Origin of the sequence: Curtobacterium citri (assembly GCF_030362955.1) — a bacterium.
GTDB classification, from domain to species: Bacteria; Actinomycetota; Actinomycetes; order Actinomycetales; family Microbacteriaceae; genus Curtobacterium; species Curtobacterium citri.
The window spans coordinates 230,318-250,806 of the sequence record NZ_JAUCML010000003.1; the positions used below are offsets into that span (position 1 = coordinate 230,318).

The window sequence follows — 20,489 nt, forward strand, 5'->3', positions numbered from 1 at the left end:
GGTTGTGCGCGCTGCTCCGGCGACCAGCGCTCAGCGTGCGGCGGCCAGCGCCAGGTTCAGCTCGAGGACGTTCACGACCGGTTCGCCGAGGAACCCGAGCTGGCGCGACTCGGTGTGCTCGTCGACGAGTCTCCGGACCGCCGACTCCGACAGCCCGCGGGCCTCGGCGACGCGGGCCACCTGCTGCCGCGCGTACTCCGGGCTGATGTCCGGGTCGAGACCGGAACCGGACGCCGTGACCGCGTCCGCGGGGACGTCCGCGGCGGACACCCCGTCGGCCTCCGCCACGGCGGCCCGACGCTCTTCGATCGACTTCACCAGGTCGGGGTTGTTCGGCCCGAGGTTCGAGCCGGACGAGGCGTTCGCGTCGTAGCCGTCCTCGCCCGCGGCGCTCGGCCGCGACTGGAACCACCGCGCGGACGACGACCCGTCGAACGACTGCCCGATGAGGGACGAGCCCACGACCTTCCCGGAAGAGTCGGTCACCATCGAGCCGTTCGCCTGGTCGTGGAAGGCGGCCTGCCCGACGCCCCACACCGCGAGCGGGTAGGCGACGCCGAGGACGACGGTGGACAGCAGGGTGAGACGGATCGCCACACCGGTGGAACGGAAGAAGGAACGGGAGGAGGAAGCCATGGTTCAGAACCCCGGGATGAGACCGACCACGAGGTCGATCAGCTTGATGCCGATGAAGGGGACGATGACGCCGCCGAGCCCGTAGACGAGCAGGTTGCGTCCGAGGACGGACGACGCCGAGGCCGCCCGGTAGCGCACGCCCCGCAGCGAGAGCGGGATGAGCGCCACGATGACGAGGGCGTTGAAGACGACGGCCGACAGGATGGCCGACGCCGGGCTGTGCAGCCCCATGACGTTGAGCGCCGCGAGGCCGGGGAACGCCAGCTGGAACATCGCCGGGATGATCGCGAAGTACTTCGCGATGTCGTTGGCGATCGAGAACGTGGTGAGCGCCCCGCGGGTGATGAGCAGCTGCTTCCCGATCCGGACGACGTCGATGAGCTTCGTCGGATCGGAGTCGAGGTCGACCATGTTGCCGGCCTCCTTCGCAGCGGTCGTGCCGGTGTTCATCGCCACGCCGACGTCCGCCTGCGCCAGGGCCGGGGCGTCGTTCGTGCCGTCGCCGGTCATCGCGACGAGGTTGCCGCCCTCCTGCTCCCGCTTGATGAGCGCGAGCTTGTCCTCCGGTGTGGCCTCGGCGAGGAAGTCGTCGACCCCGGCCTCGGCGGCGATCGCCTTCGCGGTGCGCGGGTTGTCGCCGGTGATCATCACCGTGCGGATGCCCATGCTCCGGAGCTCGGCGAACCGGGCGGCCATGCCCTCCTTCACGACGTCCTTGAGGTGCACGACGCCGAGCAGCGCGACCGACCCGTCGGGCGAGCGGCGTCCGACGACGAGCGGCGTCCCGCCCTGGTCGGAGACCTCGGCGACGGTGGCGTCGATCGACGCGACGACCGCGGCGTCGGCGGGACCGGCCCAGGCGAGCACGGCCGCCGCCGCGCCCTTGCGGATCTGCGACCCGTCGGCCAGGTCGAGCCCGGACATGCGGGTCTGCGCGGTGAACGGCACCTCGACGGCCCCGGCGGGCAGGCCCGTGGCGGCCCCGGCGGCGAGCGCGAGGTCGACGATCGAGCGACCCTCTGGGGTGCCGTCCGCGGCGCTGGACAGTGCAGCGGCGGCGGTGAGGTCGGCCTCGGTCACCCCGGGCACCGGGACGAAGCGGGAGGCCCGCCGGTTGCCGTACGTGATCGTGCCGGTCTTGTCGAGGAGCAGCGTCGTGATGTCGCCGGCGGCCTCGACCGCCCGGCCGGACATCGCCAGGACGTTGTGCTGCACGAGGCGGTCCATGCCGGCGATGCCGATCGCGGAGAGCAACGCCCCGATGGTCGTCGGGATGAGGCAGACGAGCAGGGCGATGAGCACCGGCACGCTGACGGTCGCGCCGACCAGGCCGGCGATGGGCTGCATGGTCAGGCAGACGATCACGAACACGATCGACAGCGAGGCGAGCAGGATGTTCAGCGCGATCTCGTTCGGCGTCTTCTGGCGGGCCGCACCCTCGACGAGCCGGATCATCCGGTCGATGAAGGTCTCGCCGGGCGTCGACGTGATCCGCACGACGATCCGGTCGGACAGCACGCGGGTCCCGCCCGTGACGGCGCTCCGGTCACCGCCGGACTCGCGGATGACGGGAGCGGACTCGCCGGTGACCGCCGACTCGTCGACGCTCGCGATGCCCTCGACGACGTCACCGTCGCCGGGGATCACCTCGCCCGCGACGACGACCACGACGTCGCCCTTGGCCAGGTCGACCGAGGCGATGTCCTCGGTCTCGTTCGTCAGCGCGGCGGCGTCGGCGGCGTCCCAGCGCAGGACGCGACGTGCCGAGGTCGTGGAGCGGGTCTTGCGGAGCGTGTCGGCCTGGGCCTTGCCCCGCCCCTCGGCGACCGCCTCGGCCAGGTTCGCGAAGACGACGGTGAGCCAGAGCCACACCGCGATCGCCGCGGTGAACACGGACGGTTCGACGAAGGCGGTGACGGTGGTGAGCGCGGCGCCGACCTCGACGATGAACATGACGGGGTTCCGCCACATCAGGCGCGGGTCGAGCTTGCGCAGGGCGCCCGGCAGACCGGCCGCCAGCTGGCGGGGTCCGAACGCGGACGAGCGGGTGACCGGCCGGGAGGCGCTGCTCGCCTCCGCCTCGGCGGTCGCGGTGGACGGGGTGGTCGGGGTGGACACGGGTTCGGTTCCCATCAGGAGAGGGCCTCCGCGAGCGGGCCCAGGGCGAGCACGGGGAAGTAGGTGAGTGCGGTGACGATCACGGCGACCGCACCGAGCAGGCCGATGAACAGCGGCCGGTGCGTGGGCAGCGTGCCGACGGTCGCCGGCACCTTGTCCTGCGCCGCGAGCGACCCGGCGAGCGCCAGGACGAGCGCGATCGGGACGAAGCGGCCGAGCAGCATCACGACGCCGAGCGCGGAGTTCATCCACGTCGTGTTCGCGGTCAGACCGCCGAACGCCGAGCCGTTGTTGTTCGCGCCCGAGGTGAAGGCGTAGAGCAGCTCGGAGAGCCCGTGGTTGCCCGGGTTGAAGATGCTCGTGCCGAGGACCTGCTCGCGGACGCCCGGGATCACCAGGGACAGTCCCGTGCCGAGCAGCACCAGGGTCGGCGTGACGAGGATGTACAGCGCGGCGAAGGTCATCTCGCGGGCGCGGATCTTCTTGCCGAGGTACTCCGGCGTCCGGCCGACCAGGAGCCCACCGATGAACACCGTGATGACGGCGAGCACGAGCATGCCGTAGAGACCGGACCCGACACCGCCGGGGCTGATCTCGCCGAGCATCATGTTGACGAGCGCCATCATGCCGCCGGTCGGCGTGAAGCTGTCGAACATGCCGTTCACCGCACCGGTGGAGGTGGCGGTCGACGTCGTGCCGAACAGGGTCGTGCCGAGGATGCCGAAGCGCACCTCCTTGCCCTCCATCGCGGCACCGGCCGCCTGGGTGGCGCTGCCGCCGCCCGCGAGCTCGGCGATCGACATCACCGAGAGCGACACGAGGAAGATCGCGCCCATCACGGCGAGGATCGCGTACCCCTGGCGGTCGTCCCCGACGAGGCGTCCGAAGGTCCGGGGCAGCGAGAACGGGATCACGAGCATGAGGAAGACCTCGACGAGGTTCGTCCACGCCTGCGGGTTCTCGAACGGGTGCGCCGAGTTGGCGTTGAAGTAGCCGCCACCGTTCGTGCCGAGCTCCTTGATCGCCTCCTGCGACGCGACGAAGCCGTCGGGGATGTGCTGGGTGCCGCCCGCGAGCGTCGTGACGTCCACCCCGCCGCCCCACGACTGCACGACGCCGCCGGCGACCAGCACGATCGCGAAGACGAAGGCGCCCGGGAGCAGGAGCCGACCGGTGCCGCGGACGACGTCGACCCAGACGTTGCCGAGCGTGCCCGACCTCCGGCGTGCGAACCCGCGCACGAGGGCGACGGCGACGGCGAGACCGACCGCGGCGGACAGGAAGTTCTGCACCGCCAGGCCCGCCATCTGCACGGTGTAGCCGACGGTGGCCTCGGGCGAGTACGACTGCCAGTTCGTGTTCGCCACGAAGGACGCCGCGGTGTTGAACGCGAGCGCCGGTCCGACGTTCGGCAGCCCGAGGTCACCCGGCAGCACGACCTGGATGCGCTGCAGCAGGTACACGAGCAGGACCCCGACGGCGCTGAAGAGCAGCACGCCGCGCAGGTACGCGGGCCAGGACTGCTCGGCGTCCGGGTCGACACCGATCACCCGGTACACACCGCGCTCCAGGCGGGCGTGCTTCGTCGGGGTGTACACGCGGGCCATCCAGTCGCCGAGCGGTCGGTACGCGACGACGAGCAGCAGGACGAGCGTGGCGACCTGGGCGATGCCGGCCCAGGTGTCGGCAGCGGAGCCCGCCATCAGAAGCGCTCCGGGTGGACCAGTGCCCACACCAGGTAGACGACCGATGCGATGCCGAGGACGGCGGCGGCGATGGTGACGACGATCACAGTCGCTCCACCCCCTTGGCGATGAGTGCCACCACACCGAACACGGCGAGGACACCGGCGACGACGAAGACGTCGAACACGAGGGACTCCGTAACTTGCTGCGGGCCCGACGCCGGGCGGCGCGGACCGCACCACGTGTGGTGCGGAACCGATGCTGGATCCGACGCCGCGCCTCCAGGCCGCTCCTAACGGGATCCTCACGCCCTTCTAGCGGACGCTTGCGCCGTCCTGACGCCCCGCTGCCGACCGACGGGTCCGACGACCGCTCATCGTTGCTGCACCGCTGCTCCTCCGGTAGGATCGATGCATCACGATCGGCCCGCTCGCCTCACGGCTCGGGCCGATTTTCTCGTCTCCGGGGGTGGGGGAAGCGTGCTGACGTACTCGAAACCCTGGTTGTCCGTCGATGACCAGATCGACCTGATCCGAGCTCGCGGTGTCGTCGTCGACGACCACGCCGGGGCAGCGGACCTCCTGCGCGAGGTCGGCTACTACCGGCTGACCGGGTACCTCTACCCCTTCCGTCGTTCCGGTGTGCGGTCACTCCCCGACGGTCGGCGCGAGGTGGTGGTGGACGACCGCTACCGAGAAGGCACCTCGCTCGCAGAGGCCCACGAACTGCTCTCCTTCGATCGTGCCCTCCGAGTGCTCGTCCTCGAAGCGGTGGAACGGATCGAGGTGGCAGTCCGGACGCGCCTCGCGTACGCGATGGGACGACTCTCGCCGTTCGCGCACGAAGAGCCGTCGACCTTCACGTCCGCCTTCACCGGTCCTCGTGAGGCACACGGCGGCGGGAGCGAGCACCAGGTGTGGCTCGATCGACTCGCTGAACGCCAGGCGCGGTCCGACGAGTCGTTCGTGCGGCACTTCCGCGAGCGCTACGACGGCCGGATGCCGATCTGGGTCGTGACGGAGCTGCTCGAGTTCGGGCAGGTGTCCCGTCTCTACGGCGGACTGCGGAACGATCTGGCCACGGAGGTCGCCAACGCGTTCGACGTCCCCACGAAGCAGCTGATGCGGAGCTGGCTTGCGGCGGTGAACTACGTCCGCAACGTCGCAGCCCACCAAGCGCGGCTGTTCAACCGCAAACTCGTCGTCGCACCGAAGCGACCGACCGCACGCCAGGTACCGGCGCTGGCCCACCTGACGTCCGGGAGTGCACCGAAGCAGTTCGGTGTCTACGACGTCCTCGCGGTGATGGCGCACCTCCTCGACTCGGTGCCGTCGAACGTCGACTGGCAGGAGCGGACGGCGGCGCTCCTGCGCGCGTTCCCGGAGACCACCGTCGTCGATGTCCGCTCGACGGGAACCGATCCCGGATGGCTCACCGAGCCGCTCTGGCACCCGCGCCACCGGGAGCGCGAGGGCTGATCAGCGCGCCGCTGCCGCCCGGAGGCGATCCGCGAGTTCCGCGACCGCCCGCCGCAGTTCCTCCGGCCCCTCGACCCGGAACACCACGGTCGACGCGGCGAACGCCCCGGCCAGGCCCTCCCACGACCAGGACCCCCTGGTGACCCGGCACCGTCCGTCGTCGAGCGGCTCGACCACGGCGTCGTCGGGCAGGTACGGGGCCAGCCGTGCGGCGTCCTCCGCCGTGACGACGACGGACCCGGTGCACGGCCACGCATCGTCACGCTCGGAACCCTTGAAGCGTGCGGACACGAACGCGGCGGGGTCTCCTCCGGGGACCGGACGCGGGTCGAAGGCCAGCCGGGTGCGCATCCGCGGTGCCATCCGGTCCACGCGGTGGGTCCGCCAGTCGTCGTGCTCCGGGTCCCACGACAGCAGGTACCACCGGCCGTTCCGGGCGACGACCGCGTGCGGCTCCACCCGGTGCTGGGTGTCCCGCTCGCCATACCCGAAGCGCAGGACCTCGTGCCGGCGCACCGCCTCGCTGACGGCGACGAGCACGTCCGGGTCCACGCGCGGGCCACCCGGCGCCGTCACCGCGTCCACCAGGTCGACGCGGTTCCGCAGGCGCTCGGGCATGACCTGGCGCACGGTCGCGAGCGCCCGCACGGACGCCTCGGCGATGTCCGCACCGGACGCCGGGGCCACCGCGAGCGCGAGGGCGATCGCGACCGCCTGCTCGTCGTCGAACAGCAGGGGCGGCAGGTCGGACCCCGCTGCCAGGCGGTAGCCGCCAGCCGGGCCGCGGACGGACTCGACCCGGTAACCGAGCTCGCGGAGCCGGTCGACGTCGCGCCGCAGGGTCCGTGGGCTCACGACCAGGCGCTCGGCGAGCTCGTCCCCCGACCACTCGCGGTGCACCTGCAGCAGGGAGAGCAGGGCGAGCATGCGGGAGGACGGATCGGCCATGTCTCCCATCCTCGTCCGAGAAGCGGCCACGATCTGACCGCAATGCCGGTCACACTCGTCCCATGAGCATCGAGACCACGACCCACATCAACTTCGACGGACAGGCCCGCGAGGCCCTCGACTTCTGGGCGGCAGCCTTCGGCGGCACCGTGCAGGCGACCACCTACGGTCAGATGGGTGCCTCGCAGGACCCCGCCTGGGCCGACCGGATCGTCTTCGGACAGGTCACCACCGAGGCCGGCTTCCGCATCATGGCGTTCGACGTCTGGCCGGACCAGCCGTACGACCAGGGGGCGAACGCGTTCTACGTCTTCGTGCACGGCGACGACGCCGACGAGGTCACGAGGTACTGGGAGGCACTGTCCGAGGGCGCCGAGGTCCGGCAGCCGCTCGCCCCCTCGCCGTGGGCGCCGCTCGCCGGGCAGCTGCGCGACCGCTTCGGTGTCGTGTGGCAGCTCGACGTCGCGTCCGAGGCCAGCTGACGGCCGTCGTCAGTCGGCGGCCCGGACCGTGAAGGAGCCGGACGCCGCCGCGCAGCTCCCGGAGGTGTCCGAGCAGGGTGCGTCGTCCCAGTCGGCGATGCCGAACACGGCATCGCCGACCGGGAAGTCCCGCGGCAGCGTCACCGACGCCGACCACGACCCGTCGAACGAGTCCGCGCTGCGGACGGCGACCTCGGGCCCGTCCGCCTGCGGGACGGTGGCGACGACGTGCCACCCACCGTCGGGCACCGGGGCGTCGCAGCGGTCCTCGGAGCGGAGCGTCACGGTGTCCCCCGGCTGCACGGTGACCGGTGCGACGGTCAGGAGCGGGACGCACCAGTCGCGTCCCGCGTCGGCGCTCGACGACGACGTGCACGCCGACAGACCGACCCCGGTCCCGAGCGCCAGCAGGCCCGCGACCACCCCCACGACCCGGAACCCCATGGGCCGACCCTAGGGAGTCAGCGCACCGGCGTCCAGGTGCTCACCGTCACGGCCGCGGTGACGGTCGTCGGCGCGAAGGTGCGCTCGGGGTCCACATGGTGGTGGCTCGGGCCCATGTGGACGACGTCGTGCACGTCGTCGGCCGACAGCTCCATCGTCCACGTGCGGTCCTCGGAGGACCGGAGCGCGAACGACGGCGTCAACGAGTCGTGCAGTCGCCGCTCCTTCTCCGGGTCGACCGCGATGGTCGCCTCGGCGAGCTCCGCCAGGTGGCCGGTCCGCGGGGTCACCACCGCCAGCACTCCCTCGGGGTGCAGCACCCGCGCGTACTCGCGCTGGTTGCGGGGCGCGAAGACGTCCAGCACGACGGCGGCCGCGTCGTCGACGACCGGGAGGCGCTCGGTCACGTCCCCGACGACGGCTCCTGCCCGCGCGTGGACGCGTGCCGCCCGTCGGATCGCCACCGCGGACAGGTCCAGGGCGACCCCGAGGCGGGCAGCGACGGCGTCTGTCGGGGCCGGGTCGGGCCTCCCGTCCGGTGTGCCGTCCAGGGCGTGGGCGAGGTAGGTGCCCGGGCCGGACCCCACGTCGAGGACCACCCCGGGTGCGGTCGTGTCGGCGACCACCGCCGCGAGCGCCCGCTCGACGGGCGCGTAGTGCCCGCGACCGAGGAACCGGATCCGCGCGTCGACCATCGCCGGGGTGTCCGCGGTGAGGGCTCGGCGCTTCGCGGGCAGGAGCGTCAGGTGGCCCTGCTTCGCCTCGTCGAACCGGTGGCCGATCGCGCAGCCGACCGTGCCCGCGGCGACACGACCGAGCGGCTCGGCGCAGACGGGGCAGGCGAGCACAGGGAGCAGGTCGTCGCGCACCGACCCAGCGTACGGGCGTCGACGCGGCGGGCCCTCGGCGCCTCGTTCGGGGGACTCGGAGGGAACCGGCGTCTGATTGCAATGTGCAACTTCAACGACGGTCCCCCTGGTCGGCGCTCCTGCCCGCCTCGGTGGTCGTCGCGACGGCCGCACACGACCTGGACGGCCCCCTCACCGACGAGGAGGACGCCGCCGTCGCCACGGCACTGCCGGCACGCCGCGCGGAGTTCGTCACCGGCCGGGTGCTCGCGTGCCGCGCCCTCGCTGCGATCGGCGTGACGTCCGGATCCGTCGGCGTCGCCCGGAGTGGCGCACCGGAGTGGCCCGAGGGCGTCGTCGGCACGATCACGCACTGCGCCGGTCTCCGCGCGTGCGCGGTCGGGCTGGAAGACCAGCACACCGCGCTCGGCATCGACGCGACGCCGGCCGCGCCGTTGCCCCCCGGGGTGCTCGCGCGCATCGCCGACCCGGCGAGCGCGCCCGTCGCGGCCGGTCTCGCCGCCCTGCGGCGGGCCGGGGTTGAGAGTCCGGACAGCGTGCTGCTGGCCGCGTCCGAGGCGGTCGCGAAGGCACGGACGACGGCGCACGGCGGCTGGTTCGGCATCGACGGCGCGGAGATCGACCTGCGGCCGGACGGCTCGTTCGGCGCCGTCGCCCGACGGGGACCCGCGTTCACCGCGGTCGGACGTTGGGCAGTGGACCGGGGGACGGCGCTGGCGGGCACCACGCTCGCCGAGCGCTGACGTGGGGGCGCGGGGGCGCACCCGTGACGAGGAAGGGACGAGGACGATGGACCAGGGACACGACGAGCAGGACGAGGACACGTCGATCGCGACGGTGTTCGCACGGCACGCGGAGCGCCCGGCGCTCCGGCAGCGGACGGGGACGGCCGTGACCGACACGAGCTACCGCGAGCTCTGGGACCGGGCGGGTGCGCTCGCGGCGGTGCTCGCCGAGACCGTCTCGCCCGGGGACCGGGTGGCGGCACTGGGTGCGGTGAGCGCGGACGGCGTGACGCTCGACCTGGCGTGCGCGATCCTCGGGGCGGTGAGCGTCCCGCTCCAGGCGAGTGCACCGGTCGCGGCGCTCCGCGCGATCGTCGACGAGACCACCCCGGTGTGGCTCGCGGTGTCGGCCGAGCAGGCCGCGACGGCGCGGGCGGTCGTCGAGGCGTCGGACACCGGCCTCCGCACGCTGCTGCTCGACGGCGTGGACACCGGGCACGTCGATGACGACGCGACGGCCGCGGTCCCGACCCTCGACGAGCTCGTGGCCCGGGGCGCCGACCTGCCTCGTCCGACGCCGTGGCGTCCCGCGGCCGGGGAGGACCCGCTCGCGCTGCTGCTCTACACGTCGGGCAGCACCGGGACCCCGAAGGGCGCGATGTACACGCACCGGATGGTGGAGCGGCTCTGGCACGCCCTCCGGCCCGACCACCCCGAGGCCGAGGTCGTCGGCTACGCCTACCTGCCGACGAGCCACCTCACCGGACGGGCCGCACTGCTGGCGACGCTCGGCCGCGGGGGCACGGTCGCCCTCGCCACCTCGACCGACCTGTCGACGCTGTTCGAGGACCTGCGGGTGTTCGCACCGACCGAGCTCGTCCTCGTGCCCCGCGTCGCCGAGATGATCCGGCAGGAGGGCGACCGCGAGGAGCAGCGACGCCTCGCAGCGGACACCGACGCCGCCGCGGGCACCGACGCCGCCGCGGTCCATGCCGCCGTGCAGGCGGACCTGCGGGTCCGGGCCCTGGGCGGCCGCGTGCGCCAGGCGGTCTGCGCGAGCGCGCCGCTGACCCCGGAGCTCCGCGCCTGGGTCGAGGGCTGCCTCGGCACCCCACTGCACGACCTGTACGGCTCGACCGAGGCGGGCAGCATCCTGCGGGACGGCGTCGTCCAGCAGCCGCCGGTCACCGAGCACAAGCTCGTCGACGTGCCGGAGCTCGGCTACCGCGTCACCGACCGTCCCCACCCCCGGGGCGAACTGCTCGTGAAGAGCACGGCCGTGATCCCCGGGTACTTCCACCGTCCGGACGTCACCGCGGCCGTCTTCGACGAGGACGGCTTCTACCGGACCGGCGACGTGATGGCGCAGACCGGACCGGACACCTACGAGTACCTCGACCGACGCAACAACGTCATCAAGCTCTCGCAGGGCGAGTTCGTCGCGGTCTCCGCGCTCGAGGCGACGTTCGGCGGGACGCCCGGGGTCCGGCAGGTCGCCCTGCACGGGGACAGCCGCCACGCGTTCCTGCTCGCCGTCGTCGTCCCCACGGACCCTGGGGCCTCGGAGCGCGACGTCCTCGCCGCCCTGCAGCGCACCGCCCGCGAGCACGGCCTCGCCCCGTACGAGGTCCCCCGCGCCGTGGTCGTCGAGCCGGAGCCGTTCACGGTCGAGAACGGGATGCTCTCGGACGCCCGCAAGCTCCTGCGTCCCCGCCTCACCACCCGCTACGGTGACCGGTTCGCAGCGGTGTACGACGCCGTCGCCGAACAGCAGAGCGGCACCCTCGTCGCGGCACTGCGCGAGCACGTCGAGGACGAGACGACCGTCGACACGGTGGTCCGCGCCGCCCGCGAGTTCCTCGGCGCCGAGGTCTCGACGGAGACCGCCGCAGCCGCCCGCTTCTCCGACCTCGGCGGCGACTCGCTGTCCGCACTGACGTTCTCCGGGATCCTCGAGGACGTCTTCGACGCCGAGGTGCCCGTCGGCGTCATCACCGACCCGACCAACGACCTGGCCGCCGTGGCCGCCTTCGTCGAGCGCTCCGCCGCGGACGACCGGCCCACCGTCACCCGCGTGCACGGTGCCGACCCGACGGTGCTGCGGGCGGAGGACCTGCGCCTCGACCGGCTGCTCGGCACGGTGCCGGACCCGGTGGACCGGGCCGCGTGCGACGCCGGTGTCCGGACGGTCGTGCTGACCGGGGCGAACGGCTACCTCGGCCGCTTCACCGTCCTCGACTGGCTCGAGCGTCTCGCCCCCGTCGGCGGCACGCTCGTCTGCGTCGTGCGCGGTGCCGACGACGTCGACGCGCGCCGGCGCCTGGACGCCGCGTTCGCCGCCGACCCGGCCTTCGCCGCCCGCGTCGCCGAGCTGGACGACGCGCTCGAGGTCATCGCCGGCGACGTCAGCGAGCCGCGGTTCGGGCTCGACGAGGGGCGCTGGCGGGGCCTCGCCGCCCGGTTGGACCTCGTCGCGCACGCGGCCGCCCTCGTGAACCACGTGCTGCCGTACGCCGCCCTGTTCGGCCCGAACGTCGTCGGGACCGCCGAGGCGATCCGCCTGGCGATCGCCGCCGGCAGCGTCCCGGTCACGTTCGTGTCGAGCGTCGCGGTCGCCGGCGGAGCCCGTCCGAGCGCCACCGAGGTCGCCGACCCGGACGCACCGGCCGCCCTCGACGAGCGCGCCGACGTCCGCACCACGATCCCGCAGTGGACGCTCGGCGACGAGTACGCGAACGGGTACGGCGCGAGCAAGTGGGCGAGCGAGGTGCTGCTCCACGAGGCGCACGACCACCACGGCGTCCCGGTCGCGGTGTTCCGCTCCGACATGGTGCTGGCGCACCCCCGCTGGCGCGGCCAGGTCAACCTGCCGGACGTCTTCACCCGCCTGGTCTGGAGCGTGCTCGCCACGGGCCTCGCCCCGGCGTCCTTCGTCCGTCGCGACCCGGACGGCGGTGTGCAGCGGTCGCACTACGACGGGTTGCCCGCGGACTTCACGGCCGCGGCCCTCGACGCGATCGGTGCGTCGGTGACGGAGGGGTTCCACACGTACAACGTCGTGAACCCGCACGACGACGGCGTCTCGCTCGACACCTTCGTCGACTGGCTGGTCGAGGACGGCCACGACGTCGAGCGCGTGACCGACCACGGCGAGTGGGTCGAGCGGTTCCGCTCGGCGCTCGAGGCGATGCCCGACGAGGACCGCGCCCGTTCGGTCCTGCCGCTCCTGCACGCGTTCGCCCTCCCCGAGGAGCCGCACGCCGGTTCCGCGATCCCCGCGGACGCGTTCTCCGCCGCGGTCCGGCGGGTCCGTCCGCTCGGGTCGCCGGACGTGCCGTCCCTCGACCACGCGCTGATCACGAAGGTCGCCGACGACCTCGCCTTCCTGGGGCTGCTCCCGCCGGCGCGCGTCAGCGCGCCCTGACGAGCGGTCGGACCGCCGGACGGGAGGCACGGTGCCGGCCCGCACCGTGCCTCCCGTCCGCAGACCGTCGCGACCGGCCCCGTCAGGGCCTGTCTGACCGGGACCGCCGCTGGCAGGATCGATCGGGTGAAGACACTGGAGTTGCCACAGACCGACCTCACCGCGTCCGACGTCGTCGTCGGCCTCATGCGGATCAACGACATGAGCGACGAGGACATCCGCGCGCTGTACTCGGCGTCACGGGACGCGGGCGTCACCATGTTCGACCACGCGGCCGTCTACGGCGTCTGGCACGGGTGCGAGCAGCGCTTCGGCGAGGCCGTCACCCTGTCGTCGTCCGAGCGCGCCGACATCCAGCTGCAGACCAAGGTCGGCATCCGGCCGACCCCGAACGGCGCGTACTTCGACTTCTCGTACGAGCACATCATCGAGTCCGTGCAGGAGTCGCTCGAGGCGCTGCGCACCGACTACGTCGACGTCCTGCTCCTGCACCGCCCCGACGCCCTGGTCGAGCCGGAGGAGGTCGCGAAGGCCTTCGACGAGCTCCACGCCGCCGGCAAGGTGCACCACTTCGGCGTCTCGAACCACACTCCCGGCCAGGTCGAGCTGCTCAAGCAGCACGTCCGGCAGCCCCTCGCGTTCAACCAGGTGCAGCTGAGCATCACGCACGCGAACGTCATCGCGCAGGGCGTCGTGGCGAACATGGGCGCCCTCGACCAGTCGGTCGACCGCGACAACGACATCCTCAACCACGCCCGGATGAACGGCATCACCCTGCAGGCCTGGTCGCCGTTCCAGAAGGGCTTCTTCGACGGCGTCTTCCTCGGCGACCGCGAGCAGTACGCCGAGCTGAACGACGTCCTCGAGGAGGTCGCCGCGGTGCACGGGGTCACCCCGACCGGCATCGCGGTGGCGTGGATCACCCGGCACCCGGCGCACTTCCAGGTCGTGCTCGGCACGACGAACCCGCAGCGCGTCCGGGACTCGGCCGCGGGGTCGGACGTCGTGCTCTCGCGCGAGGAGTGGTACCGGATCTTCACGGCCGCGGGGCACACCGTCCCCTGACCGGCCGCCGCAGCCCGGCCGTTGCCGGGCACGCCCCGCACAACCGGAGGCACCTCGCGCCGCGCGATCACGTGGCGCGAGGTGCCTCCGGTTGTGCACCGGCACGTCGCGCCACGAGATGGCTCCGGCTCTGGCTCCGTGCCGCTAGTCGGCCGTCGGCGCGCTCGGCACGTGCACGTCCGTGGGCGACACCCGCGCCGGGTCGGCCGAGGCGCCACCGACGACGTCGAACGAGATGCCGAGCTCGGCGGCGGTCTCCTCGTCGAGTTCGAGCCCGTCCTGGCTGACCTGGTCCTCTGGGATGGCACGACCCTTCGACGGGTCCCACGAGTTCGCGAACGACATGCGGACGAGCATGCCGCCCGCGGCTGGCAGCGAGGTGGCAGTGCGCCCGGGGTGGCAGTGCGCCCGAGGTGTCAGAGGTCCTCGGGGTGCAGCCGGTCGCCGGCCTCGGGCCGACGGAACACCGGACCGCCGCCGGCCTCGTCCTCGTCCTCGTGGGAGACCGGCGAGACGGCGGGGTCGGCGGAGTCGGGCCCGACGTCGGCGCCGCGGTCCTCCTCGACCTCGACCTCCGTCTCGGTCTCGTCCCGGTCCGGCACCGTCCCGTCCACGGGGAGGTCGGCGCCGGGCTGCTGCGGATCGAACGGTGTGCTCATCGACATGACCGGAGCATGCTCCCGGCGGGTGAACGCGGGGTCAACGCTGTCCGTCCGCCGCGATCAGTTCGAGTTGCGTGAGCGGGATCGACGACATCGCGGTGAACGAGAACACGTCCCCCCGCGCCACGGACCGGAACACCCGGGTCTGCCCCGCGTGCTCGAAGACCGCGTCGTGCACGACCGACTCCCGGTCCCCGAGCGTCGTCCGCCACGAGTACGTCCCCGGCTCGGCGACCGTGACCGTCACGAGCGACGCGTCGGCGCCCGGCGTCGGCACCGACAGGGTCTCGCCGGGTGACAGCACGCGCACCGTCCTGCCGGTGTCGTCGGTCAGGGGCGAGGCACCGGCGGGCAGCAGGTCGACGGGGACGTCCCGGTACCCGTGCACCTCGGACGCGGAGACCGGCCGGGTGTCGGACGCCCATCCGGTCGGTTCCTCGGACAGCGTGAACACGATGCGGGACGCGGCGACGACGACCTCGTGCGGGATGCTCACCGACGTCCAGGGCGAGCCGTCGACCGTCACCGACGCGACGTACGCACCCGTGGAGCCGTCGGCGACCTCGATGATGGTGGGCTGCCCTCCCGGCTGCTGCAGCACCGTCCGCCGGACCGACGGCGGCACGAGCACGTACGTGCCGGTCGACGGCACCAGCGGGTACAGGCCGATCGTCGCGAAGACGTACCAGGCGCTCATCTCGCCGTTGTCCTCGTCGCCCGGGTACCCCTGCCCGAGGTCGGAGCCGACGAACAGCCGTTCGAGGCACTCCCGGACGATCCGGTGTGCGTCGTCGTGCCGTCCCGTGAACATCGGGAAGAACGGGATGTGGTGCGCGGGCTGGTTGGACAGCCCGAGCATGCCCATCCGGACGTCCCGTGCCTCGGTCATCTCGTGGATGGCGAAGCCGTAGGAGCCGGACCGGTCGGTCGCGCCGGTCTCGGGCGTCGCGAAGAACGCCTCGAGCGCCGCGTCGAAGCGGGCCGGGCCGCCGTGCAGGTCGACGATCCCGGCACCGTCGTGCGGCGCCGTGAAGGCGGTCCCCCACGCGTTCGTCTCGGTGTAGTCGTCGCCCCAGTCGCGCGGGTCGAACGCCGCGCCGCCCCGCCACGACCCGTCCGGGTCGCGTCCGATGAAGAAGCCGCGCTCCCGGTCGAAGACGTTCCGGTACTGCAGGGAGCGGCGGGCGAACCACTCCGCCTCGGCCTCGTACCGGCTGAGGTCCTCCGGCGTCGTGGCGCGCGAGGCGAGCAGGCCCGCCATCACCCCGATCCCCCAGTCGTTGATCGCCGCGTCGAGGGTCCAGCTCATCCCCTCGGAGGTCGCCGTGTCGACGTGGCCGCGGAAGGCGGCCGGGAGGCTCCCCTTCCGCCCGACACGCTCGTCCCGCGGGGGGACGGTCGCGTTCCGCACCGCGCTGCGGTACGCCTCCGTCAGGTCGAATCCCGGCACGCCCTTCACCGCGAGGTCCGCGAAGACCGTGTCGCTCGTGGTGCCGGTCATCACGTCCTCGGCACCGGGGGCGCTCCACCGGGGCGTCCACCCGCCGTCGTGGAAGTGCTCGACGAACCCCTGCGCGAGGGCGCCCGCCGTGTCCGGGGTGAGGAGCGCGAGCAGCGGCCAGGCGGTCCGGTAGGTGTCCCAGAACCCGTTCGTCGTCGTGAACGGTCCCTCGACGACCTCGGGCCCGGGCTCGTCGCGGATCGGGTCGACGAGCACCGACCCGTACGGGGAGCGGTGCCGCGGGACGCCGTCGCGGGTGGTCTCACCGGCGTGGTTCGGGTACAGGAAGAGCCGGTACAGCCCGGAGTACAGGCTCGTGAGCTGGTCGGGGGTCGCCCCCTCGACGGTGCACGTGGCGAGCTCCGCCGTCCACTCCTGCTCGGCGTGCGCGAGCACCGCGTCGACGGATCCGGCGGCCGCCGCGTTCGCCCGGGCGTCCTCGATCGAGACGGTCGAGATCCCGACGACCACGTCGGCGGCGCCGGCGGTGCTGATCCAGCCACCGAGCACGTCGCCGTCCACCGTGGTGTGGTCGGCGGTCGCGCCGCCGACGCGCACGTGCAGGTGGTGCGGCGGGGTGCCCGGACGGTCGTCCAGCACGCACTCGACGACCGCGGTGCCGTGCTCGAGCGACACGGTGACGTCGGCGACACGGCCGTGGTGGTCGAGCACGACGGAACGCGTACCGGTGAACCGGAAGCCGAGCGCGAAGTCGTGCGCCGTCATCGTCGCCGTGACGCCCTGGTCGAGGGCGACCCGGTACCGGTGCGGGCCGTCCTCTTCCTCGTCGTGGTCGAAGCCGAGCGCCCGGGCCACCCGGTCGGTGTCCGGGACGTCGAGCGGCGAGGGCATCACCTGGAAGACCCCGCGGTCCCCCATCCAGGGCGAGGGGATGTGGCTCGTGGCGAAGGCCTGCAGCGCGGGACGCACGCGGCCGTCCTCGGTGACGACGCTGTGCTCGTGGTACGCGTACGGCCACCGGTTGCTCGACGCGTCGGTCATCGGCAGGCCGAACACCCCGCCGTGCGGCAGCCCGACGAGCGGAGCGGTGTTGCCGCGGGAGAACCGGGACGAGGCCTGCGTGCCGCGGGTCGTGCGGACGTGCCCGAGCGGGGTGTCGGGGACCGGAGGGGCTGGGGCGATCCGGACGTCGTCGAGCCAGCCGCGCAGGGCGGGCCGCGCGTCGGCGGACGGGGGCAGCGTGGCGGCGCCGAGCCGCGCCTCCAGGCGGTCGACGACCCGTCCCGCGAACGGCGTGAGGTCGACCGCACGACGGTTCCACTGGTCCACCCACTGTGTGCGGGCCGCGGCCTGCGCGTCCGACGTCAGGGCGGTGCCGTACTGGTCCGTCGCGGTGCCGCCGACGCGCGAGCCGTCCGTGAACACGACGTCGACCACGAAGGCGGTGGCGTCCCAGAAGTGTGCGAGGTCGGCCTCGTCCGGTTCGTCGTGGCCCTCGGGCAGGGTGCGCTCGGGGAACCAGACCCACGACAGCTCGTCGCCCACCGCGACGGTCCGTCCGGCGAGCTCCGGGACGACGGCCACGACCTCGTCCGCACCGTCGGGTCGTTCGACCAGCCAACCCTCGGCCGAGGTCCAGCCGACGCCGTTCGGGGCCGCCACGGCCGTCGTCGGGCCACCGCTCCGTCGCAGTTCACGCACCCGGCAACCCTATTTGCTCCACCGTGTCGACGAAAGCCTGACCGAGCCGCGTCAGCCCTTGCCGTGTCCCTTGCCCGGGCCCTCCGTCAGCGACCCCACGGTGGTGTCGACCGTCGTGTCGGCCGCCCCGGTGCCGTCGCCCTTGTCCTTGCCCTTGCCCTTGCCCTTGCCGCTGTTGCTCCCCGGCCCGTTGCCGTTGCCGTTGTTCCCGGTCCCGCCCTGCGGTCCCTGCACGGGGTTCGACGCCGGACCGCCCGGCTGCGGGCCGACCGTCGGGTCGTCCACGGGCTGGCTGGGCTGCTGCTCGGGCTCGCTCGGCTCCTGCGACGGCTCGCTCGGCTGCTGCTCCGGCTCACTCGGCTCCTGCGACGGCTGGCTGGGCTGCTGCTCCGGCTGACTCGGCTGCTGCTCCGGCTCGCTCGACTCGTCGGACGGGGTCGAGGACTGCCCGGACTCGGTCGGGGCGGGGGTGGTGTCGTCCCCGCGGTCCAGGGCGGCCAGCGCGACGCCGATCCCGGCGAGCACGAGGAGCACGACGACGACCGCGGCGATGATCGGCCCGCGGCGCCGCTTCGACCCGTCGTCGGCGGTGGCCGCGGTCCTTCCGGGCCCACCCGTACCGCCCGCTCCCGCGCCCGCAGCCGCACCGCCCGCAACCGCACCGCCGGCGGCGGCACCACCGGCGGCCGCGCCGCGCTGGGTGCCGAGCACCGTCGTGGCCACGTCGTCCTGCCCGGTGGGCCGAGGGGTGGGTGTCGTCCGGTCGTACGCCCGCGTGGCGTCGTCCGGACCGCCCGCCGCGGCCGCGGTGGGCATCGCCCGGGTCGCCTCGTCGGCGGATGCGGCGGCGGCTGCTGCGCCACCGGCGCCGAGAGCGGCACCGCCGACCGCGGCCGCGCCCGCCGCAGCGGGGGTGAGGGCTCCGGGGGCACCGGGCAGCAGCTGCGTGGCCGGCGCGCTCCCGTCGCGCTCGAGGGCCCGCAGGCGCCGTGCCGCCTCGGCCGCGGTCGGCCGCTCGGCGGGGTCCTGCGCCGTCATGACGTGCAGGAGCGTGCGCCAGGCGGTGGGCAGGTGCTGGTCGATGACCGGACCGCGGGTGAGCCGCGCGGTGGCCGACTCGACGGCGGTGCCGGGGAAGGGCCGCTCGCCGGTCAGGCTCTGCAGGAGCATGAGCCCGAGGGCGTAGACGTCGGCCTGGCCGGTGATCTCGCGCCCGAGCACCTGCTCGGGGGCGATGTACGCGGCGGTGCCGATGACGGTGCCGGTCCCGGTGACGCGGGCGGCGTCGCGGAGCAGGGCGATGCCGAAGTCCGCGAGCTTGACGTGCTCGCCGTCGCTCTCCAGGAGCACGTTCGCCGGCTTCACGTCGCGGTGCACGATGCCCTGCGCGTGCACCGCCGCCAGGCCCTCGGCGACCTGCGCACCGACCCGGGCCGTGGTCGTCGTGTCGAGGGGTCCCTCGCGCAACCGGGTGTCGAGGTCGCTGCCGGGGACGAGCTCCATGACGAGGTACGAGTCGCCGTCGACGTCGTCGAGCGCGGCGTCGTAGAGGGTCACGAGCGAGGGGCTGCGGAGCGCGGCGAGGGTCTGGATCTCGGCCTCGGCGCGGGCGCGTTCCCCGTGGTCGACGGCACCGATGCGGAAGACCTTGACGGCGACCTCGCGGCCGAGCTGCTCGTCGACGGCGCGGTACACGGACGCCATGCCCCCGTGCCCGAGCGTGCCGGTGACGCGGTACCTGCCGCCGAAGACCCGATCTGCCATGCCGGGCAACCTACCGTGGCGACCTGACCGGGCATGCCGCCGAGGTGTGCCTGCCCGCTCCCCGACGACGTCGGTGCGGGTGCGCTCCCGCGTTCAGCGGACCGTCCCGTCCGACCGGTCCGCTGCACCACGGGTGGACGGCCGCGTGCGCTGCTTGACGGGTTCGGCACCGCGGTGCAGCGCAGTCAGGTACAGCCGGTGTGCGGTGACCACGAGCGCGAGCCACGCCAGCCCGAGGGCCCACGCCGCCAGGACGTCCGTCGTCCAGTGGTGCCCGAGGAACACCCGCGAGACGCCGATCGACAGCACGAAGAGCGTGCCGACGACGATGGTCCACACCCGGGTCACCGTGCGCGACTGCCGCAGGATGAGCAGGTACACGATCGTGCCGACCACCACGGTCGCGTTGAGCGTGTGGCCCGACGGGAACGAGGGCGAGTGCTCGTACGGCGGCACGGCGTCGGACAGCGGCGGCCGGGCGCGACCGATCAGGTCCTTGCCCGCGATCGTCATGAGGAGCGACCCACCGCTCGCCGCGACGAGCAGTACCAGGGGCGTCCACGCACGCCGCTGGACGGTGAAGCCGACGAGGAAGCAGAAGGCGACGATCGGCATCCCGATCGTGCCGGCGATGTCGGTCCACCACGTGACCGCCTGGTCCGCGAACGGGGAGCGCAGCGTGAGCATCCAGTCGAGCACGGGCCGGTCGAGCACGGCGACGTCGTCGCCCTCGCGGACGGCGTCGTACACGCCGGAAGCGGCCCAAGTGGCGACGACGGCGATGCCCATCCCGACCAGGAGCGTCAGGACGAGGACCGGCAGGGCGCCGTAGCGGCGGCCGAGCGCAGCCCAGGCCTCGGCGGTGGCGTGACCGGCCCGCGACCGCCACGAGGTCAGGTCGACCTCGCCGAGGTGCCGGTCCTCGGCGACCGCGGAGCGCTCGGCCCGGGTCACCTGCTGCGCGGCGGTGTCGTCGTGGTGGTGTGGCTCCATCGACCCACCCTGCCCGGACCCGGCTGCGAGCAC

The 20,489-nt window shown here is 73.4% G+C and carries 17 protein-coding genes; 5 read left to right on the forward strand and 12 right to left on the reverse strand.

Going from position 1 to position 20,489, the window contains the following annotated elements; genetic code table 11:
• Positions 1-30: 30 nt before the first annotated feature.
• Genes kdpC through QUG92_RS05945 form a run of 4 tightly spaced genes read right to left on the reverse strand, consistent with a single transcriptional unit; the run spans position 31 to position 4,546 of the window.
• A complete protein-coding gene (kdpC, locus tag QUG92_RS05930) occupies positions 31-636 on the reverse strand; it encodes a potassium-transporting ATPase subunit KdpC (protein WP_289458048.1) in 606 nt (201 codons plus the stop codon).
• A 3-nt stretch (positions 637-639) separates the two neighbouring features.
• Positions 640-2,769 carry a potassium-transporting ATPase subunit KdpB gene (gene kdpB / locus QUG92_RS05935; RefSeq protein WP_289458049.1) on the reverse strand — a complete coding sequence of 710 codons (2,130 nt, stop codon included), beginning with the start codon at positions 2,767-2,769 and terminating at the stop codon, positions 640-642.
• Entirely contained in the window at positions 2,769-4,457 is a 1,689-nt protein-coding gene (gene kdpA, locus QUG92_RS05940) for a potassium-transporting ATPase subunit KdpA (protein ID WP_289458050.1), read from the reverse strand. The genes kdpB and kdpA overlap by 1 nt, the downstream gene beginning before the upstream one ends.
• Complete coding sequence (locus QUG92_RS05945; protein ID WP_058729515.1) at positions 4,457-4,546, reverse strand: potassium-transporting ATPase subunit F; 90 nt, start codon at positions 4,544-4,546, stop codon at positions 4,457-4,459. The genes kdpA and QUG92_RS05945 overlap by 1 nt, the downstream gene beginning before the upstream one ends.
• 396 nt (positions 4,547-4,942) lie before the next feature.
• Here QUG92_RS05945 and QUG92_RS05950 point away from each other — a divergent pair, with 396 nt between their 5' ends.
• Positions 4,943-5,917 (forward strand): Abi family protein, encoded by a 975-nt coding sequence (locus QUG92_RS05950; RefSeq protein WP_289458051.1) that lies wholly within the window; start codon positions 4,943-4,945, stop codon positions 5,915-5,917.
• Here QUG92_RS05950 and QUG92_RS05955 read toward each other — a convergent pair whose 3' ends face one another.
• Complete coding sequence (locus QUG92_RS05955; RefSeq protein WP_289458052.1) at positions 5,918-6,865, reverse strand: helix-turn-helix transcriptional regulator; 948 nt, start codon at positions 6,863-6,865, stop codon at positions 5,918-5,920.
• Between the two features lie 62 nt (positions 6,866-6,927).
• Between QUG92_RS05955 and QUG92_RS05960 the strand changes: the two genes are divergently transcribed.
• Positions 6,928-7,347, forward strand: a complete 420-nt coding sequence (locus tag QUG92_RS05960; RefSeq protein ID WP_289458053.1) for a VOC family protein — start codon at positions 6,928-6,930, stop codon at positions 7,345-7,347.
• A gap of 9 nt (positions 7,348-7,356) precedes the next feature.
• On the opposite strand, the gene QUG92_RS05965 is transcribed toward QUG92_RS05960, so the two are convergent.
• A complete protein-coding gene (locus QUG92_RS05965; RefSeq protein ID WP_289458054.1) occupies positions 7,357-7,791 on the reverse strand; it encodes a hypothetical protein in 435 nt (144 codons plus the stop codon).
• 17 nt (positions 7,792-7,808) lie between these two features.
• Positions 7,809-8,660, reverse strand: a complete 852-nt coding sequence (locus QUG92_RS05970) for a putative RNA methyltransferase (protein WP_289458055.1) — start codon at positions 8,658-8,660, stop codon at positions 7,809-7,811.
• A gap of 83 nt (positions 8,661-8,743) precedes the next feature.
• On the opposite strand from QUG92_RS05970, the gene QUG92_RS05975 reads away from it, so the two are divergent.
• The 3 genes from QUG92_RS05975 (at position 8,744) to QUG92_RS05985 (ending at position 13,874) form a co-directional block, all read left to right on the forward strand.
• Complete coding sequence (locus QUG92_RS05975) at positions 8,744-9,403, forward strand: 4'-phosphopantetheinyl transferase family protein (protein WP_289458056.1); 660 nt, start codon at positions 8,744-8,746, stop codon at positions 9,401-9,403.
• Between the two features lie 46 nt (positions 9,404-9,449).
• Positions 9,450-12,809 carry a carboxylic acid reductase gene (car, locus tag QUG92_RS05980; protein ID WP_289458057.1) on the forward strand — a complete coding sequence of 1,120 codons (3,360 nt, stop codon included), beginning with the start codon at positions 9,450-9,452 and terminating at the stop codon, positions 12,807-12,809.
• A gap of 126 nt (positions 12,810-12,935) precedes the next feature.
• Positions 12,936-13,874: an aldo/keto reductase gene (locus QUG92_RS05985; protein WP_289458058.1), complete on the forward strand. Its 939-nt coding sequence runs from the start codon at positions 12,936-12,938 to the stop codon at positions 13,872-13,874.
• A gap of 144 nt (positions 13,875-14,018) precedes the next feature.
• On the opposite strand, the gene QUG92_RS05990 is transcribed toward QUG92_RS05985, so the two are convergent.
• The 5 genes from QUG92_RS05990 to QUG92_RS06010 all read right to left on the reverse strand — a co-directional run bounded on the left by QUG92_RS05990 (position 14,019) and on the right by QUG92_RS06010 (position 20,456).
• A complete protein-coding gene (locus QUG92_RS05990; protein WP_182045293.1) occupies positions 14,019-14,219 on the reverse strand; it encodes a hypothetical protein in 201 nt (66 codons plus the stop codon).
• Positions 14,220-14,290: 71 nt separating this feature from the next.
• On the reverse strand, positions 14,291-14,533 hold the full coding sequence (locus QUG92_RS05995; protein WP_182045292.1) for a hypothetical protein: 243 nt from the start codon (positions 14,531-14,533) through the stop codon (positions 14,291-14,293).
• A 40-nt stretch (positions 14,534-14,573) separates the two neighbouring features.
• The gene (locus QUG92_RS06000; protein WP_289458059.1) at positions 14,574-17,699 is read right to left on the reverse strand and encodes a GH92 family glycosyl hydrolase; all 3,126 of its coding nucleotides are present in this window, start codon (positions 17,697-17,699) and stop codon (positions 14,574-14,576) included.
• Positions 17,700-17,750: 51 nt separating this feature from the next.
• Complete coding sequence (locus QUG92_RS06005) at positions 17,751-19,463, reverse strand: serine/threonine-protein kinase (protein WP_289458060.1); 1,713 nt, start codon at positions 19,461-19,463, stop codon at positions 17,751-17,753.
• 93 nt (positions 19,464-19,556) lie between these two features.
• The gene (locus tag QUG92_RS06010; protein ID WP_289458061.1) at positions 19,557-20,456 is read right to left on the reverse strand and encodes a phosphatase PAP2 family protein; all 900 of its coding nucleotides are present in this window, start codon (positions 20,454-20,456) and stop codon (positions 19,557-19,559) included.
• Between the last annotated feature and the right edge of the window lie 33 nt (positions 20,457-20,489).

Coding starts and splice junctions, on each gene's coding strand:
- kdpC (WP_289458048.1), bottom strand. CDS start 636: ATGGCTTCCTCCTCCCGTTCCTTCTTCCGTTCCACCGGTGTGGCGATC.
- kdpB (WP_289458049.1), bottom strand. CDS start 2,769: ATGGGAACCGAACCCGTGTCCACCCCGACCACCCCGTCCACCGCGACC.
- kdpA (WP_289458050.1), bottom strand. CDS start 4,457: ATGGCGGGCTCCGCTGCCGACACCTGGGCCGGCATCGCCCAGGTCGCC.
- QUG92_RS05955 (WP_289458052.1), bottom strand. CDS start 6,865: ATGGCCGATCCGTCCTCCCGCATGCTCGCCCTGCTCTCCCTGCTGCAG.
- QUG92_RS05960 (WP_289458053.1), top strand. CDS start 6,928: ATGAGCATCGAGACCACGACCCACATCAACTTCGACGGACAGGCCCGC.
- QUG92_RS05965 (WP_289458054.1), bottom strand. CDS start 7,791: ATGGGGTTCCGGGTCGTGGGGGTGGTCGCGGGCCTGCTGGCGCTCGGG.
- car (WP_289458057.1), top strand. CDS start 9,450: ATGGACCAGGGACACGACGAGCAGGACGAGGACACGTCGATCGCGACG.
- QUG92_RS05990 (WP_182045293.1), bottom strand. CDS start 14,219: ATGTCGTTCGCGAACTCGTGGGACCCGTCGAAGGGTCGTGCCATCCCA.
- QUG92_RS05995 (WP_182045292.1), bottom strand. CDS start 14,533: ATGAGCACACCGTTCGATCCGCAGCAGCCCGGCGCCGACCTCCCCGTG.
- QUG92_RS06005 (WP_289458060.1), bottom strand. CDS start 19,463: ATGGCAGATCGGGTCTTCGGCGGCAGGTACCGCGTCACCGGCACGCTC.
- QUG92_RS06010 (WP_289458061.1), bottom strand. CDS start 20,456: ATGGAGCCACACCACCACGACGACACCGCCGCGCAGCAGGTGACCCGG.